We start from the raw sequence: 16,814 nt of genomic DNA, 5'->3' as shown, positions 1-16,814 counted from the left end.
CCCCCCCTGAAGACAGGAAGCAATTATGCAACTCAACGATATGACACTGTTTCGCCAGCAGGCGCTGATCGATGGCCAGTGGCGCGATGCGCCCAACGGCGACGTGATTGCGGTCACCAACCCGGCCAACGGCGAGCAGCTCGGCAGCGTGCCGAAAATGGGCGCCGATGAAACCCGCGAAGCGATTGAAGCCGCCAATCGCGCCCTACCCGCCTGGCGCGCCCTGACCGCCAAAGAGCGGGCGAACATTCTGCGCCGCTGGTTCGATCTTATGATGGAGAACCAGGACGATCTCGCTCGCCTGATGACCCTCGAGCAGGGAAAACCGCTGGCGGAAGCCAAAGGCGAAATCAGCTACGCCGCCTCCTTTATTGAGTGGTTCGCCGAAGAAGGTAAGCGCATCTACGGCGACACCATTCCGGGCCACCAGGCCGACAAGCGCCTGCTGGTGATTAAGCAGCCCATCGGCGTTACCGCCGCCATCACGCCGTGGAACTTCCCGGCGGCGATGATCACCCGCAAAGCGGGCCCGGCTCTGGCCGCCGGCTGCACCATGGTCCTGAAACCGGCCAGCCAGACGCCGTTTTCCGCGCTGGCGCTGGCCGAACTGGCGAATCGCGCCGGGATCCCCGCCGGAGTATTCAACGTGGTCACCGGCTCCGCCGGCGCGGTCGGCGGCGAACTGACCAGCAACCCGCTGGTGCGCAAGCTCTCCTTTACCGGCTCTACCGAGATTGGCCGCCAGCTGATGGAGCAGTGCGCGAAAGACATCAAAAAAGTCTCCCTGGAGCTGGGCGGCAACGCGCCGTTTATCGTCTTTGACGATGCCGACCTCGATAAAGCCGTCGAGGGGGCGCTGGCGTCGAAGTTCCGCAACGCCGGGCAGACCTGCGTCTGCGCCAACCGCCTGTACGTCCAGGACGGGGTGTATGACCGTTTCGCCGAGAAGCTGCAGCAGGCGGTGGAAAAACTGCGCATTGGCGACGGCCTGCAGGACGGCGTCACCACCGGCCCGCTGATCGACGAGAAAGCCGTGGCCAAAGTTGAAGAACACATTGCCGATGCCATCGCCAAAGGCGCGAAGGTGGTCACCGGCGGCAAACCGCACGCCCTGGGCGGCAACTTCTTCCAGCCGACCATCCTGGTCAACGTTCCCGACAGCGCCAAAGTGGCGAAAGAGGAGACCTTCGGCCCGCTGGCCCCGCTGTTCCGCTTTAAAGATGAAGCCGACGTCATTGCCCAGGCCAACGATACCGAGTTCGGTCTCGCCGCCTATTTCTACGCCCGCGATCTGAGCCGCGTCTTCCGCGTCGGCGAAGCGCTGGAGTACGGCATCATCGGCATCAATACCGGCATTATCTCCACCGAAGTCGCGCCGTTCGGCGGCGTTAAGGCCTCCGGCCTCGGCCGCGAAGGGTCGAAGTACGGCATCGAAGATTACTTAGAAATCAAATATATGTGCATTGGCCTTTAACAGGAGCGACGGATGAACAGCAATAAAGCAATGATGGCGCGTCGCAGCGACGCGGTCCCGCGCGGCGTCGGCCAGATCCACCCTATCTTCGCCGAACGCGCGGAGAACTGCCGGGTGTGGGACGTGGAAGGCCGGGAATATCTCGATTTTGCCGGCGGTATCGCGGTGCTCAATACCGGCCACCTGCATCCGCAGGTTGTCGCCGCCGTCGAAGACCAGCTGAAAAAGCTGTCGCATACCTGCTTCCAGGTGCTGGCCTATGAGCCTTATCTGGCGCTGTGCGAAAAGATGAATCAAAAGGTGCCCGGTGATTTCGCCAAGAAAACCCTGCTGGTCACCACCGGGTCGGAAGCGGTGGAGAACGCGGTGAAGATCGCCCGCGCGGCAACCGGGCGCAGCGGCGCTATCGCCTTCACCGGCGCCTATCACGGCCGCACCCATTACACCCTGTCGCTGACCGGCAAAGTGAATCCTTACTCCGCCGGTATGGGCTTAATGCCGGGCCATGTCTATCGCGCCCTCTACCCGTGCGCGCTGCACGGCGTCAGTGATGACGAGGCGATCGCCAGCATCCATCGCATCTTCAAAAACGATGCCGCGCCGGAAGATATCGCCGCCATCATTATTGAGCCGGTGCAGGGTGAAGGCGGGTTCTATGCCGCCTCCCCGGCCTTTATGCAGCGCCTGCGCGCCCTGTGCGACGAGCACGGCATTATGCTCATCGCCGATGAGGTCCAGAGCGGCGCGGGCCGCACCGGTACCCTGTTCGCCATGGAGCAGATGGGCGTCGCGGCGGATATCACCACCTTCGCCAAATCCATCGCCGGCGGTTTTCCGCTGGCGGGCGTCACCGGCCGCGCGGAGGTGATGGACGCCATCGCCCCCGGCGGACTGGGCGGCACCTACGCCGGCAACCCTATCGCCTGCGCCGCCGCCCTGGCGGTATTACAGATTTTCGAGCAGGAGAATCTGCTGGAAAAAGCCAACCAGCTCGGCGACACCCTGCGCCAGGGCCTGCTGGCGATCGCTGAAGATCATCCGGAGATCGGCGACGTGCGCGGTCTGGGGGCGATGATCGCCATTGAGCTGTTTGAAGAGGGCGACCGCAGCAGGCCGAACGCCAGGCTGACGGCGGATATCGTCGCCCGCGCCCGCGACAAAGGCCTGATCCTGCTCTCCTGCGGGCCGTACTACAACGTGCTGCGCATCCTGGTGCCGCTGACCATCAAAGAGGCGCAGATCGAGCAGGGGCTCAAGATCATCGCCGACTGCTTTAGCGAGGCGAAACAGGCATAGAGAAACAGGCATAGAACAGAACACATGCGGAAGCGAAGTACGTTCGTAAGGGAATGAAGACGAGACCTGCAAAACAACAATAATACGCGTGCCCCGGCGCGGGAACGTCGGGGCGCTCTCCCAGGTGACACACTTCGAGAGGGTAAATGATGGGGCAACTGTCGCAATCACAGGATTTAGGGGCGGGGCTGAAGTCGCGCCACGTCACGATGTTATCTATCGCCGGGGTGATCGGCGCGAGTTTATTTGTCGGCTCCAGCGTCGCCATTGCCGAGGCAGGCCCGGCGGTGCTGCTGGCCTATTTGTTTGCCGGGCTGCTGGTGGTGATGATTATGCGTATGCTGGCCGAAATGGCGGTCGCCACGCCGGATACCGGCTCCTTTTCCACCTACGCCGATAAAGCCATCGGCCGCTGGGCGGGGTATACCATCGGCTGGCTGTACTGGTGGTTCTGGGTCCTGGTTATTCCGCTGGAAGCCAATATCGCGGCGATTATTCTGCATTCGTGGGTGCCGGGCGTCCCGGTGTGGTTGTTCTCCCTGGTCATCACTCTCGCCCTCACCGGCAGTAACCTGCTGAGCGTCAAGAACTACGGCGAATTCGAGTTCTGGCTGGCGCTGTGCAAAGTGATTGCTATTCTGGCGTTTATCGTACTGGGCGCGGTCGCCATTACCGGCTTTTACCCCTATGCCGAAGTGAGCGGCATTTCGCGGCTGTGGGATCACGGCGGCTTTATGCCTAACGGCTTCGGCGCGGTGCTGAGCGCGATGCTGATCACCATGTTCTCGTTTATGGGCGCGGAGATCGTCACCATTGCCGCCGCCGAATCGGATACCCCGGATAAACATATCGTGCGCGCCACCAACTCGGTGATCTGGCGTATCTCTATTTTTTATCTGTGCTCGATCTTTATCGTCGTCGCCCTCATCCCATGGAATATGCCGGGGCTGAAGAGCATCGGCTCCTACCGCTCGGTGCTCGAGCTGCTGCAAATTCCCTATGCCAAGCTGATTATGGACGGCGTGATCCTCCTGTCGGTCACCAGCTGTCTGAACTCGGCGCTGTATACCGCCTCGCGGATGCTCTACTCCCTGAGCCGTCGCGGCGATGCGCCGGCCATTATGGGCCGGACCAACCGCAGCAAAACGCCATACGTGGCGGTGCTGCTCTCCACCGGCGCGGCGTTCCTCACCGTAGTGGTGAACTACTATGCCCCCGCCAAGGTGTTTAAATTTCTCATCGACAGCTCTGGCGCCATCGCCCTGCTGGTCTATCTGGTGATCGCCGTTTCACAACTGCGGATGCGCAAAATCCTTCAGGCGCAAGGCGGTGAGATCCGTCTCAGAATGTGGCTCTATCCATACCTGACCTGGCTGGTGATCGCCTTTATCACCTTCGTGCTGGTGGTGATGCTGTTTCGTCCGGCGCAGCAGCTGGAGGTGATCTCTACCGGCCTGTTAGCTCTGGGAATTATTTGTACGGTACCGATTATGTCACGCTGGAAAAAGCTGGTATTGTGGCAAAAACTGCCGCTACAAAATACGCGTTAACCCTGTTCCCGGCGCCCGCCGGGAAGAGTATTCAGGAGTAAGAACATGACCGCCATTCCCCAGGCGACGGCCATTGACGGATACCGTTGGTTAAAAAACGACATCATCCGCGGGGTTTACCACCCCGATGAGAAGCTGCGGATGAGCCTGCTGACGTCGCGCTATGGCCTGGGGGTCGGTCCGCTGCGCGAGGCACTTTCGCAACTGGTGGCCGAGCGGCTGGTAACGGTGGTCAATCAGAAAGGCTATCGGGTGGCGTCCATGTCGGAACAGGAGCTTCTCGATATCTTCGACGCGCGCGCCAACATGGAGGCCATGCTGGTGCGTCTCGCCATTGAACGCGGCGGCGACGAGTGGGAAGCCGAGCTGCTGGCCCGCGCCCATCTGCTCAACAAGCTGGAGTCGTGCGAAGCGAGTGAGCACCTACTCGATGAATGGGACCAGCGCCATCAGGCGTTTCACACCGCCATCGTCGCCGGCTGCGGTTCGCAGTATCTGCTGCAGATGCGCGAACGGCTGTTCGATCTGGCGGCGCGCTACCGCTTCATCTGGCTGCGCACCACCGTGCTGTCGGTGGAGATGCTGGAAGATAAGCATGTCCAGCATCAGACCCTGGTGGACGCTATTCTGGCGCGCGACGCCGAACAGGCCAGCGCGCTGATGCGTGAGCACTTACTGACTCCGATCCCGATTATTCAGCAGGCGATGGCTGGCAAGCTGTCGCCGCAGGCAGGGTGAGTCAGATGGAGGGGTGGAAATTACGGGTATGGCGTCACGCTCCTCCACGCCGCACGGGCGTGGAGAAATCGTATCCGTAGATCAATCAGGCTCGCAGGCGAACCGGCTCGCTGAAATCGTCGGCCGGTTCCAGCTTCAGATTAAAGGTGGTCAGCAGCGCTGCTGCGCGCTCGTGAAACTCGCGCAGCGTTTTTTCCAGCCTGTCGCTCACTTCCGGGTCGTCAATGTCGACCGCCTGCCATGATCCTTCCTTATTGAACAGGCCAAACTGGTAGCTATAGGTGAAACGTAACTCTTGTGCTTCCATTTCCATCCACCAGCCCCAGAATTCACGCTTCTCCGGTGCGGGCTTAACATTGACGCAAACTGCCAGGCAATCGAAAAAGAAACGGTTGTCATGGCACTGCTCTTCGCGAATGTAAGGCCCCAGCGCCGTGAATTTCTTGATCAACTTACTTTTCAGGTGTCCACTCGGTAACGTCATTGCGATCTCCTTTAGTGATGCAACTGTTTTACCAAACCAATAGAATTTAGCAATAAATTAACCAAATCTATGATTGATCCAGCGGGCGATCTGTCGCAATGCGTGATCAAAATTGCGATACACCGGGTTAAACGGGATCTCCAGCAGTTTGCCATCGGCAGATGACGAGGTGATTAACCGCGACTCCTCTTCGGGGCTGAACGGATCGTCCTTCCAGAAGCCGGAGAGCATCGGCGTCGGGCAACGGCGCCCCAGCAGTCCCTGGGTTTTTAACGAATAGCGGTTGAGCTCCACGCGTAGCGCTTCATCGGAGGCGTCATGCATGCCCAGCCGCGAAGCCAGCACGTCAAGATACATCTCCGGCACGCGCCCCTGATGCAGGGGATCCACCAGCAGACCATGAACGACCGGGCCCAGACAGGCTACAGCCTTCAGCCGCTGCGGCTCAAGATAACCCAGACGCACCGCGATATTGGCGCCAAAGCGGAAGCCGAAAGCGGCGACCCGGGTATGGTCAATCCACGGCACATTTTCCAGATGGCGCAGCGCGTGCTGATGCAGCAGGCTGGTGTCCTGATTTAGCGTCCATTTTGACGAGAAGCCGATGGAGGGCATATCAATGGTCAGCATGGCAATGCCGAGCGGTGAGAAGTAGTTCTCATACAGGTTGTAATAATCGGTCTGCAGCGAGTCCAGCCCCCCGCACATCAGCACCGTCGGAAACGGCCCCTCGCCTTTCGGCATATGCAAAAAGCCGGTTATCGGCGAGCCGCCAGGGATGGTGAACTCCAGCTCGCGCAGCGAGCCCGGCAGCCGCTGGGCGGCTTCTTCATACGCCCGGTTGGCTAAAGCCTGCGCCTGTTCCGCCAGCTCATCGCCTTTAATATGCGGATAAGCGGCAATGCTATACAGGTTCGAGGCATGCAGCCAGTGGCGGCCGCTCAGCAAAGGATCGGCTTCCTGCCCGGCCTTTTGCTGCCACTGCATGGCTTCTTTCGCCCACTCGAAGATCCAGTTGCCGCCGCGATAGCCGATGACGGTATCGAACAGCTCAGGATCGGTTCGTTCGGCCTCGCTCATCACAATGCGCGCTTGCACATCGAGGATCTCCTGCGGAGTTACGCCGCGCCAGATCCACATCAAACGGTTGATCAGACGGTACCAGTGATCGACGTGATTGCCGCTCAGCGCCGACTGCATCGCCTGGGGTTTTCCGGCAGAAAACCGACGCACCAGCGTAGAAGTTTCGGGATGTTTGAAGCGAGGTTTAAACAGCGTTTCGCTGAGGTTAGCCTGTGACATGTGCAGTCTCCGTCGTAGTGCCACTCCGGATATTGTAACCTGCTAAAGGATAAAAAAAACCACGCCCGGCAAGCCGGGCGTAGTAAATAGCACTGTCCTGAAGAATTAACGACCTGCGATAGGCGGTACAAACACCACGCCCATATCCCACGGCTGTTCAATCCAGGTATCCTGCGGAATATCCACAACGTAATCGTCCACCAGCGGGCGGCCTGCCGGCTTGGCGAAAATGGTGACAAAGTGCGCTTTGGGATACATTTCGCGGATCGCCACGGCGGTACCGCCGGTATCCACCAGATCGTCGATGACGATAAAGCCTTCGCCATCGCCTTCCGCACGTTTCAGCACTTTCAGCTCGCGCTGGTTATCATGGTCGTAGCTGGAGATGCATACGGTATCAACATGACGAATGCCCAGTTCACGCGCCAGTAAGGCTCCCGGTACCAGTCCGCCGCGGCTAACGGCAATAATGCCTTTCCATTGCTCAACCGGCAGCAGACGGCTGGCCAGTTTGCGGGCGTGAATCTGCAACATGTCCCAGGTGACGACGTATTTTTCGCTCATGTGAAGTGTCCCAGCCTGTGTAATACGGCTTAAATAATGTTCGAGGGGGAAAATGGTTGCGCGAGATTATAGAGATCTGACGCACTAAAAACCAGTGTTAAGCGGTTTGCGCAACGCTTTTTGCGTTGTTTACACTACCTGCGGCGGTGGAAAGTGGTATTCTCAACCCCATCGCGCAAGCCCGGGCTTGTTGTGTATTTTAACGCTAACCCTCGTCCTGCAACCGCTGTATGCAGGAGTCTGTAAGGAGACTTACCGTGTCTGAACTGTCTCAACTATCCCCGCAGCCGCTTTGGGATATTTTTGCCAAGATTTGCTCCATCCCGCACCCGTCCTATCACGAAGAACAGCTCGCCGAGCACATTATGGGTTGGGCAAAAGAAAAAGGCTTACATGCGGAACGCGACCAGGTTGGCAACATTCTGATTCGTAAAGGCGCGACTGCCGGTATGGAAAACCGTAAGCCGGTAGCGCTGCAGGCGCACCTCGATATGGTGCCGCAGAAAAATAACGACACCGTCCACGACTTCGTTAAAGATCCGATCCAGCCGTACATTGACGGCGAATGGGTGAAAGCGCGCGGCACCACGCTGGGCGCGGACAACGGTATCGGAATGGCGTCCGCACTGGCGGTACTGGCCGATGATAGCGTCGCTCACGGCCCGCTGGAAGTGCTGCTGACCATGACCGAAGAAGCCGGTATGGACGGCGCGTTCGGTCTGCAGGCCAACTGGCTACAGGCCGATATCCTGATCAACACCGACTCCGAAGAAGAAGGCGAAATCTATATGGGTTGCGCCGGCGGGATCGATTTCACCTCTAACCTGGCGCTGACCCGCGAAGCGATTCCCGCCGGGTTCCAGAGCTTTAAAGTCACCTTAAAAGGGCTGAAAGGCGGCCACTCCGGCGGTGATATCCACCTTGGTCTGGGTAATGCCAACAAGCTGCTGTCGCGCTTCCTCGCCGGCCACGCCGATGAGCTGGATCTGCGTCTGGTCGATTTCAACGGCGGCACGTTGCGCAACGCCATCCCGCGTGAAGCTTACGCTACTGTCGCCGTCGCCGCGGATAAAGCCGATGCGCTGAAAGCGCTGGTGAATACTTACCAGGCGCTGCTGAAAAACGAGCTGGAGGCCAAAGAGAAGAACCTGGTGGTGCTCGTGGAAGCGGTCGATAACGACAAAGCGGCGCTGACTCAGGCTTCCCGCGACACTTTCATCCGTCTGCTGAACGCCACGCCGAACGGGGTTATCCGCAACTCTGACGTGGCGAAAGGCGTAGTGGAAACTTCGCTGAACGTCGGCGTCGTCACCATGACCGATGACAACGTACAGATCCACTGCCTGATCCGCTCGCTGATCGACAGCGGCAAAGACTACGTGGTCAGCATGCTGGATTCTCTGGGTAAGCTGGCGGGGGCGAAAACCGAAGCCAAAGGCGCTTACCCTGGCTGGCAACCGGACGCCAATTCGCCGGTGATGCACCTGGTGCGCGAGACTTACCAGCGTCTGTTCAACAAGACGCCGAACATCCAGATCATTCACGCCGGTCTGGAATGCGGTCTGTTCAAAAAACCGTATCCGGAGATGGACATGGTCTCCATCGGGCCAACCATTACCGGTCCGCACTCCCCGGATGAGCAGGTCCATATCGAGAGCGTCGGTCAGTACTGGACGCTGCTGACCGAGCTGCTGAAAGCCATTCCGGCTAAATAAGCCCCACAACCGGCGGCGGCCCGCCGCCGGTTTTACCCCGCATCACCTTAGCGCCACGCGTTTTTCCATCCGGTAATTAATAAACCACTCCCCGCGCGCCGCCACCCGCTGCTCAGCCACCACCTTAAAACCATGAGCCGTAAAACAGGGCTTTGCGGTAATGCTGGCGTCCACCGTCAGGATTTGCGCTGGATACTGAACGCAGAGCGCCTCGATAAGCGCGCCGCCGATACCCTGGCGGGCGCGATCCGGCGAGACGAACAGCAAATCGATATGCGTCCCGATGGCGGTGATAAAGCCAACCGGCTGGCTGTTGACCACGGCCACCAGGCCGATTGAGTCGGCCAGCTTTTGTCGCCAGCGCGTCTCATCCACCTGCGCCCAGGCCGCGATCTGCCCCGGGGTATAGTCCCGACTGGCGGTTTCCCGCACCGCGCGCAGAAAGATCTGGCAGAGCAGTGGCAAATCGCTGTCGCGGTAAGCACGAATATGCATGGCTAAATCCCTAATAAAAGCTGCCTTTCCAGCTGCGGATCGAGCAACGTCACGTGGAGCCCAACCAGGCGCACGCCCCGTCCGCCGCGGCGCTCATCCCAGGCTTTGTGCGCGGTGGCGATCAGATCCTCTTTGTTCAGCCGCGGCCAGACGTGCTCCTGGGTGGTCAGCTGGAAATCATTGAATTTCAGTTTAATGCCCTGGCGGGCGATCAGCAGATCAGGTTTGACCTTCGCCAGTCGCCTCTCCAGCTCGGGATAGAGGTTTTCGATAATCGCTTCGCACTCCGGCCATTCATGGATATCTTCCGCTAAGGTGCGCTCCACGCCCACCGATTTACGCTGCCGATCGTTATGAATTTCCCGCTCATCAATCCCGTGGCTGCGCTCCCACAGAATACGCCCGAATTTACCGAAGCGCTTAAGCAGCATGGCCAGATCGCTGTTCTGCACATCGCCACAGGTTCGCAGGCCCATATTTTCCAGCTTCGCTGCCGATACCTTCCCGACGCCGGGTATTTTCGCCAGCGGCAGCGCCCGCACAAACTCTGCCACCTGATGGGGGGCGATAACGAACTGGCCGTTGGGTTTATTCATATCTGAAGCGATTTTAGCGAGAAACTTCACCGGCGCCACCCCCGCCGAGGCGGTGAGGCGCAGCTCCCGTTCGATGGTCTGGCGGATCTCCTGGGCTATCAGGGTGGCTGACCCGTGACAATGCTCGCTGTCGCTGACGTCAAGATAGGCTTCATCCAGCGACAGCGGCTCAATGCGCGAGGTATAGCGGGAGAAAATTTCGCGGATATGGTTCGAGGCTTCTTTGTAGGCATCGAAGCGGCCGGGAAGCAGCGTGAGATGCGGGCACAGCTTGAGCGCCGTCGCCGTCGGCATGGCGCTGCGCACGCCAAACTTACGCGCAGGATAGTTCGCGGTACTAATCACGCCACGCTGTACCCGACTGCCGCCTATCGCGAGGGGAATATCGCGCAACGCTGGGTTGTCGCGCATCTCCACCGCCGCAAAGAAACAGTCCATATCGACATGGATAATTTTACGCATCGTCAGACTCAACACTGTATACCCATACAGCATAGCAAAATCAGATGCGAATTTTATGCTTTTTTTATTTCATTGGCTAAAAAAGCGGTTAAAACATAAAACTGCAATAAATTATGTTTATTTTCATTGAGTTAAAAGATAAATCAGGAAGATATAATCATGAAGAAAATACTTACCGCGCTTTGCCTGCTGGCCACAGCCGGCGCCTGGGCCGCTCCACAGCTGATAGCCCACCGCGGCGGCACCGGCGATGCGCCGGAAAATACCCTGCCGGCCATTAAGCTGGCGCTGGAGAATAACGCCGAAGCCATCTGGGTCACGGTGCAGTTAAGCCGCGACGGCGTACCGGTGCTCTACCGGTCAAGCGATCTTTCCGCATTGACCAATAGCGAGGGCAAAGTTTCCAGTTTGACCGCCGCCGAGCTGGCGAAAGTCGACGCCGGCTGGAAATGGGGGGATGACAGCCACCCGTGGCGCGGTAAGCAGGCCACCATTCCGACCTTGCAAAGCGTTTTACAGCAATGGCCGCACACTTTTTTCTATATCGATATCAAATCTCCGGATGCCGATCCGACCGTGATGGGCCAGCGCCTGCTTGAAGTGTTAAAAACCACCGATAGCCTCGATCGCGTGCGGGTCTATTCCACCGAAGACCGCTATATCGCCGCCCTGCCGCCAGCCATCCCTCGCTTTGTCACTCGCAGTGAAACCCGCACCAGGCTTGCCAATATTTCGCTCAGCCATCAGTGCCAGCCAGCGAGTCAACGCGATGGTGAGCAGTGGTATGGCCTGGAGCTGAAGCGCAAAGTCGAGGTGGTGGAGAAATTCACCCTTGGCGAAGGGATCTCCCCGGCGACGCTCACCTGGGATAAAGAGGCAATGGATTGCTTCCGCTCGCAGGATAAAGCGCACATTATCTTCTTCGGCATCAACAGTGCGGAAGACTACCGCACGGCGATAGAACTGGGCGCCGACGGGGTGATGGTGGATTCTCCGGCGCAGGCGAAAAGCTGGCAGTAAGGGAGTCAACGGCTAAAAAGGCCGCGAAAGCGGCCTCACATTGCTGGCATGTTGTTGCCGGGTGGCGGCTGGCGCCTTACCCGGCCTACAAAACTGAAGCAGCAGCCCCGGCATGCGCAGCGCCGCCGGGCACGGAGCCGCTTTATGCCGGGTGGCGGCTGGCGCCTTACCCGGCCTACAAAACCGAAGCAGCAGCCCCGGCATGCGCAGCGCCGCCGGGCACGGAGCCGCTTTATGCCGGGTGGCGGCTGGCGCCTTACCCGGCCTACAAAACTGAAGCAGCTGACCCGGCAAGCGCAGCGCCGCCGGGCACGGAGCCGCTTTATGCCGGCTGGCGGCTGGCGCCTTACCCGGCCTACAAAACTGAAGCAGCAGGTCCGGCATGCGCAGCGCCGCCGGGCATTACAAAATACGCCGCTGCTGACGCTGCGCCTCGCGGGCGAGGCGCTTTTTACGCGCGTCGCACGGTTCCGGACAATCGCAGACTTTCTCCAGCCCCAGCGCGGAGATCCCACCGCAGCTGCCCTGGATGCTCTTGCGCTTCACCAGGTAGCCCAGCGACATGCCGAGGATCACCAGCGCAAAAATCACAAAGGTCGCGATAAATACCGTCAGCATCGTCAGCCTCCAAAGTCGTCGAGGAGAATATTCTCGTCCTCGACGCCCAGATCTTTGAGCATCTTAATTACCGCGGCGTTCATTACCGGCGGCCCACACATGTAGAACTCGCAGTCTTCCGGCGCCGGGTGATCGCGTAGATAGTTCTCGTACAGAACGTTATGAATAAAGCCGGTATGCCCGGTCCAGTTATCTTCCGGCAGCGGATCGGAGAGCGCGACGTGGAAGGTAAAGTTTGGATTGTCGCGCGCCAGCTGTTCAAACTCCTCATCGTAGAACATTTCGCGCAGCGAACGGGCGCCGTACCAGAAGCTGATTTTGCGCGTGCTGTGCAGGCGCTTGAGCTGGTCGAAAATATGCGAACGCATCGGCGCCATCCCGGCGCCGCCGCCGATAAACACCATCTCGGCGTCGGTTTCTTTAGCAAAGAACTCGCCAAACGGCCCGGAAATCGTCACCTTATCGCCCGGCTTCAGCGACCAGATATAGGATGACATGATCCCCGGCGGCGCATCCGGGACCTTCGGCGGCGGCGTCGCGATGCGCACATTGAGCATAATGATGCCCTTCTCTTCCGGATAGTTAGCCATTGAGTAGGCGCGCAGGGTCGGCTCTTTCACCTCAGAGACATAGCGAAACAGGTTGAACTTATCCCAGTCTGAACGGTATTCATCGGGAACATCAAAATCTGCATAGGCCACTTTATGCGGCGGGCATTCAATCTGAATATAGCCCCCGGCGCGAAACGGCACCACCTCCCCCTCCGGGATCCGCAGCTTGAGCTCTTTAATGAAAGTGGCTTTGTTATCGTTAGAGATAACTTCACACTCCCATTTTTTGACGCCGAAAATCTCTTCCGGCAGTTCAATCTTCATGTTCTGCTTCACCGCCACCTGACAGGCCAGACGGCAACCGGCTTTGGCATCCCGCTTGGTAATATGCGAAAGCTCGGTCGGCAGGATATCCCCGCCGCCCTCTTTAACAGTTACCCGACACTGGCCGCAGGAGCCGCCGCCGCCGCAGGCGGAGGAGACGAAGATCCCGTTGCTGGACAGCGTGTTCAGCAGTTTGTCACCCGCAGGGGTGCGGATCTGTTTATCCGCTTCGTTATTGATCTCAATAACCACGTCGCCCGCGTTCACCAGCTTTGAGCGCGCTGCCAGGATAAGCCCCGACAGCACCAGCACAATCAGCGTGAACATCACGACGCCAAGAATAATTTCCATACTTATTCGCCCTTATAGCTGCACGCCGGAGAAGGACATAAAGCCCAGCGCCATTAGTCCGGTGGTGATAAAGGTGATCCCTAACCCGCGCAAACCGGCAGGCACGTTGGCGTACTTCATTTTTTGGCGGATCCCCGCCATCGCCACGATCGCCAGCATCCAGCCAATGCCGGAGCCGAAGCCGTAGACGATGGACTCCGGGAAGTTGTAATCGCGCTGCACCATGAACGACACGCCGCCGAAAATCGCACAGTTAACCGCAATCAGCGGCAGGAAGATGCCCAGCGCGTTGTACAGTGCCGGAAAATACTTATCGAGGATCATCTCGAGGATCTGCACCAGCGCGGCGATCACTCCGATAAAGGTGATGAAGTTAAGAAAGCTGAGATCCACCCCCTCAACCAGCGCGCCGTCGCGCAGCACCAGGTTATAGACCAGGTTATTGATTGGCACGGCAAGCCCCAGCACTACCGTCACCGCGACGCCGAGGCCGAAGGCGGTGGAGACCTTTTTCGACACCGCAAGAAAGGTGCACATCCCGAGGAAGAAGGCCAGCGCCATGTTCTCAACGAACACCGCGCGGACAAACAGGCTGATGTAATGAGCCATCACCGATTACTCCTTTTCCTGCTGCTCAGGCTTCCAGCTACGCAGGGCCCAGATCAGCAAACCGATAATGAAGAACGCGCTCGGCGCCAGCAGGAACAGGCCGTTCGGCTGATACCAGCCGCCGTTCTGCACCGTTTCCAGCACCGTGATACCGAACAGCTTGCCGCTACCGATAAGCTCGCGCAGGAAGCCGACGATAATTAGGATCGCGCCATAGCCGAGACCGTTGCCAATACCATCCATAAAGCTCGCCAGCGGCGGCGACTTCATGGCGTAGGCTTCGGCGCGGCCCATCACGATGCAGTTGGTGATGATAAGCCCGACGAATACCGACAGCTGTTTGGAGGTCTCATAGGCGAAAGCCCGCAGCAGCTGATCCACCACGATCACCAGCGAGGCGATGATCGCCATCTGCACGATGATGCGCACGCTATTGGGAATATGGTGGCGGATCATCGAGATAAACATGCTGGAGAACGCCGTCACCAGGGTCACCGCAATGGTCATCACGAAGGCGGTTTCCAGTTTGGTGGTTACCGCCAGTGCGGAGCAGACGCCCAGCACCTGCAGGGCGATGGGGTTATTGGCGATGAGCGGCCCCACCAGCACGCGCTTCACCTCTTTCATATCGCTCTGTTCAGCCATTATTCAGCTCTCCCTCACGAACCTTTTTCAGGAACGGACCAAAGCCCAGTTCGCCCATCCAGAAATCAAAGCTATGCTGTACGCCATTGGACGTCAGCGTGGCGCCGGATAAACCGTCAACCGCGTGGAGATCGCCTGCGCGCGCGCCGCCTTTTACCACCTTCAGCGCCGGCATGCCGTTGTCATCCAGCACCTGCTTGCCGACAAACTGCTGGCGCCAGTTCGGGTTTTCCACCTCGCCGCCCAGCCCCGGCGTTTCGCCCTGATCGTAGTAAGTAATGCCTTTTACCGTGCGGCCATCGACGTCCAACGCCACGAAGGCATACATCATCGACCACAGGCCGTTGCCATAAATGGGCAGCACCACCTGCTCAATCTTCTGCTGCGCGTCGCGCACCAGGTAAATTTCCGCCAGATTACTGCGTCGCTTTATACCTGCCGGATCCTGACTGGCATCCAGGGCCATACTCTGCTGCGGATCCTTCAGCGCCTGAGCCTGATTAAATTTACCCGGGTCTTTCTCCAGCAGTTCGCCGGTGGCCAGATTCACCAGTCGCGGGGTAATGCGCGCCGCGAAGGTGTCCGCTACCGCATCCGCATCCATACCGGGGTGCATCAGCCCTGACACTGCCAGGATATTGCGCTGCTTATCCAACGCCCGCTGCGCCTGCTGGCGGGATTTCAGCCCCACGGCCGAGCCCGCCACCACGATGGAGCAGACCAGACAAAGCACCAGCACCACCAGCAGCGTTTTGCCGATGCTATCGTTACTTTTCTTCTCAGCCACGCGACTTCCTCCGCTTAATATTGGCCTGCACCACCAGATAATCGAACAGCGGTGCGAAGAGGTTGGCGAAGAGGATCGCCAGCATCATCCCTTCCGGATAAGCCGGGTTCACCACGCGGATCAGCACGCACATCACGCCGATCAGCACCCCGTAACTCCATTTCCCTTTATCGGTAAACGAGGCGGATACCGGGTCCGTCGCCATAAACATCATCCCGAAGGCGAAACCGCCGAGCACCAGATGCCAGTACCATGGCATAGCGAACATCGGGTTGGTGTCGGAGCCGATAACGTTAAACAGGGTGGCGGTGGCGATCATGCCGATCATTACCCCGGCGACGATGCGCCAGGACGCGACGCGGCCAAAGAGGATGATCGCCCCGCCGATGAAGATCATCAGCGTTGACACTTCGCCAATTGAGCCGGGAATATTGCCGAGGAAGGCGTCCATCCAGCTCACCGGCACGCCAGTCGCCACGTTCACCAGCGCTTCACCGCCGCCGCTGGCCCACTGGGAGAGCGGCGTGGCGCCGGAGAAACCGTCCGCCGCGGTCCATACGAGATCGCCGGAAATCTGCGCCGGATAGGCGAAGAACAGGAACGCGCGCCCCGCCAGCGCCGGGTTGAGGAAGTTGCGCCCGGTGCCGCCGAAAATCTCTTTGGCGATCACCACGCCGAAGGAGATCCCCAGCGCCGCCTGCCACAGCGGCAGCGTGGGCGGCACAATCAGCGCGAAGAGAATAGAGGTAACGAAAAAACCTTCGTTAATCTCATGCTTGCGCACAATCGCGAACAGCACTTCCCAGAAGCCGCCGACGATAAAAACGGTAATATAGATCGGCAGGAAGAAGACCGCGCCCAGGGTCATCATGCTCAGCCAGCCGGCGTCGGCACTGAAGCTCACCCCTAACCACTGGGCGACGCTGTAGTGCCAGTTGTTGGCGATCGCCTGCTGCAGCTGTTCGGCGCCGTATAGCTTGTGCAGCGCCGGAATGGTCTGCAGCCCAACGTTGTACATGCCCCAGAACATCGCCGGGAATACGGCAAACCACACGAGGATCATCATCCGCTTCAGGTCGATGGCGTCGCGCACGTGCGCCGCGCCGCGGGTTACCTGGCCCGGCGTGTAGAAGATGGTCGCCGCCGCCTCATACAGCGGGTAATATTTTTCCAGCTTGCCGCCATGCGTGAAATGCGGCTCAAGTTTCTCAATCAGGTGCTTTAAGCCCATCT

17 protein-coding genes are annotated in these 16,814 nt (G+C 59.0%); 6 read left to right on the top strand and 11 right to left on the bottom strand.

Annotated elements, in window-relative coordinates; all coding sequences use genetic code 11:
• Positions 1 to 25: 25 nt before the first annotated feature.
• From gabD to csiR, 4 genes are all read left to right on the top strand, one after another.
• Positions 26 to 1,474 carry an NADP-dependent succinate-semialdehyde dehydrogenase gene (gene gabD / locus KHQ23_RS02235; RefSeq protein ID WP_002889845.1) on the top strand — a complete coding sequence of 483 codons (1,449 nt, stop codon included), beginning with the start codon at positions 26 to 28 and terminating at the stop codon, positions 1,472 to 1,474.
• 12 nt (positions 1,475 to 1,486) lie between these two features.
• Positions 1,487 to 2,770 (top strand): 4-aminobutyrate--2-oxoglutarate transaminase, encoded by a 1,284-nt coding sequence (gabT, locus tag KHQ23_RS02230; protein ID WP_032421045.1) that lies wholly within the window; start codon positions 1,487 to 1,489, stop codon positions 2,768 to 2,770.
• A 149-nt stretch (positions 2,771 to 2,919) separates the two neighbouring features.
• Complete coding sequence (gene gabP / locus KHQ23_RS02225) at positions 2,920 to 4,320, top strand: GABA permease (RefSeq protein ID WP_032421044.1); 1,401 nt, start codon at positions 2,920 to 2,922, stop codon at positions 4,318 to 4,320.
• A 45-nt stretch (positions 4,321 to 4,365) separates the two neighbouring features.
• On the top strand, positions 4,366 to 5,058 hold the full coding sequence (gene csiR, locus KHQ23_RS02220; protein WP_032421043.1) for a DNA-binding transcriptional regulator CsiR: 693 nt from the start codon (positions 4,366 to 4,368) through the stop codon (positions 5,056 to 5,058).
• Between the two features lie 85 nt (positions 5,059 to 5,143).
• Here csiR and crl read toward each other — a convergent pair whose 3' ends face one another.
• From crl to gpt, 3 genes are all read right to left on the bottom strand, one after another.
• Positions 5,144 to 5,542, bottom strand: coding sequence for a sigma factor-binding protein Crl (gene crl, locus KHQ23_RS02215; protein WP_032421042.1), 399 nt, complete (start codon positions 5,540 to 5,542; stop codon positions 5,144 to 5,146).
• A gap of 57 nt (positions 5,543 to 5,599) precedes the next feature.
• A complete protein-coding gene (gene frsA, locus KHQ23_RS02210; protein WP_002889742.1) occupies positions 5,600 to 6,844 on the bottom strand; it encodes an esterase FrsA in 1,245 nt (414 codons plus the stop codon).
• Between the two features lie 105 nt (positions 6,845 to 6,949).
• Positions 6,950 to 7,408, bottom strand: coding sequence for a xanthine phosphoribosyltransferase (gene gpt, locus KHQ23_RS02205; protein WP_002889733.1), 459 nt, complete (start codon positions 7,406 to 7,408; stop codon positions 6,950 to 6,952).
• Between the two features lie 257 nt (positions 7,409 to 7,665).
• On the opposite strand from gpt, the gene pepD reads away from it, so the two are divergent.
• Positions 7,666 to 9,123: a cytosol nonspecific dipeptidase gene (gene pepD / locus KHQ23_RS02200; protein ID WP_004152033.1), complete on the top strand. Its 1,458-nt coding sequence runs from the start codon at positions 7,666 to 7,668 to the stop codon at positions 9,121 to 9,123.
• Between the two features lie 42 nt (positions 9,124 to 9,165).
• On the opposite strand, the gene KHQ23_RS02195 is transcribed toward pepD, so the two are convergent.
• Both KHQ23_RS02195 and dinB read right to left on the bottom strand, forming a co-directional pair.
• Entirely contained in the window at positions 9,166 to 9,618 is a 453-nt protein-coding gene (locus KHQ23_RS02195) for a GNAT family N-acetyltransferase (RefSeq protein ID WP_002889727.1), read from the bottom strand.
• Positions 9,619 to 9,620: 2 nt separating this feature from the next.
• Positions 9,621 to 10,676: a DNA polymerase IV gene (gene dinB / locus KHQ23_RS02190; protein WP_002889726.1), complete on the bottom strand. Its 1,056-nt coding sequence runs from the start codon at positions 10,674 to 10,676 to the stop codon at positions 9,621 to 9,623.
• 159 nt (positions 10,677 to 10,835) lie between these two features.
• Between dinB and KHQ23_RS02185 the strand changes: the two genes are divergently transcribed.
• On the top strand, positions 10,836 to 11,696 hold the full coding sequence (locus KHQ23_RS02185; RefSeq protein ID WP_002889724.1) for a glycerophosphodiester phosphodiesterase family protein: 861 nt from the start codon (positions 10,836 to 10,838) through the stop codon (positions 11,694 to 11,696).
• Positions 11,697 to 12,098: 402 nt separating this feature from the next.
• Here the strand turns inward: KHQ23_RS02185 and nqrM are convergent, their stop codons facing one another.
• Genes nqrM through KHQ23_RS02155 form a run of 6 tightly spaced genes read right to left on the bottom strand, consistent with a single transcriptional unit; the run spans position 12,099 to position 16,812 of the window.
• On the bottom strand, positions 12,099 to 12,314 hold the full coding sequence (gene nqrM / locus KHQ23_RS02180; RefSeq protein ID WP_002889722.1) for a (Na+)-NQR maturation NqrM: 216 nt from the start codon (positions 12,312 to 12,314) through the stop codon (positions 12,099 to 12,101).
• 2 nt (positions 12,315 to 12,316) lie between these two features.
• Complete coding sequence (nqrF, locus tag KHQ23_RS02175) at positions 12,317 to 13,540, bottom strand: NADH:ubiquinone reductase (Na(+)-transporting) subunit F (protein WP_002889720.1); 1,224 nt, start codon at positions 13,538 to 13,540, stop codon at positions 12,317 to 12,319.
• Positions 13,541 to 13,552: 12 nt separating this feature from the next.
• Positions 13,553 to 14,149 (bottom strand): NADH:ubiquinone reductase (Na(+)-transporting) subunit E, encoded by a 597-nt coding sequence (nqrE, locus tag KHQ23_RS02170; protein ID WP_032434098.1) that lies wholly within the window; start codon positions 14,147 to 14,149, stop codon positions 13,553 to 13,555.
• 6 nt (positions 14,150 to 14,155) lie between these two features.
• Positions 14,156 to 14,794, bottom strand: a complete 639-nt coding sequence (locus KHQ23_RS02165) for an NADH:ubiquinone reductase (Na(+)-transporting) subunit D (RefSeq protein ID WP_002889716.1) — start codon at positions 14,792 to 14,794, stop codon at positions 14,156 to 14,158.
• Positions 14,787 to 15,581 carry a Na(+)-translocating NADH-quinone reductase subunit C gene (locus KHQ23_RS02160; protein ID WP_004177336.1) on the bottom strand — a complete coding sequence of 265 codons (795 nt, stop codon included), beginning with the start codon at positions 15,579 to 15,581 and terminating at the stop codon, positions 14,787 to 14,789. The genes KHQ23_RS02165 and KHQ23_RS02160 overlap by 8 nt, the downstream gene beginning before the upstream one ends.
• Entirely contained in the window at positions 15,574 to 16,812 is a 1,239-nt protein-coding gene (locus tag KHQ23_RS02155; protein ID WP_004147186.1) for an NADH:ubiquinone reductase (Na(+)-transporting) subunit B, read from the bottom strand. Before KHQ23_RS02155 ends, KHQ23_RS02160 begins: the two co-directional genes overlap by 8 nt.
• Positions 16,813 to 16,814: the final 2 nt, after the last annotated feature.

The sequence above is a fragment of the Klebsiella sp. 64 genome, assembly GCF_018223915.1.
GTDB classification, from domain to species: Bacteria; Pseudomonadota; Gammaproteobacteria; order Enterobacterales; family Enterobacteriaceae; genus Klebsiella; species Klebsiella pneumoniae.
This window is presented reverse-complemented; position numbering and strand designations above follow the sequence as displayed.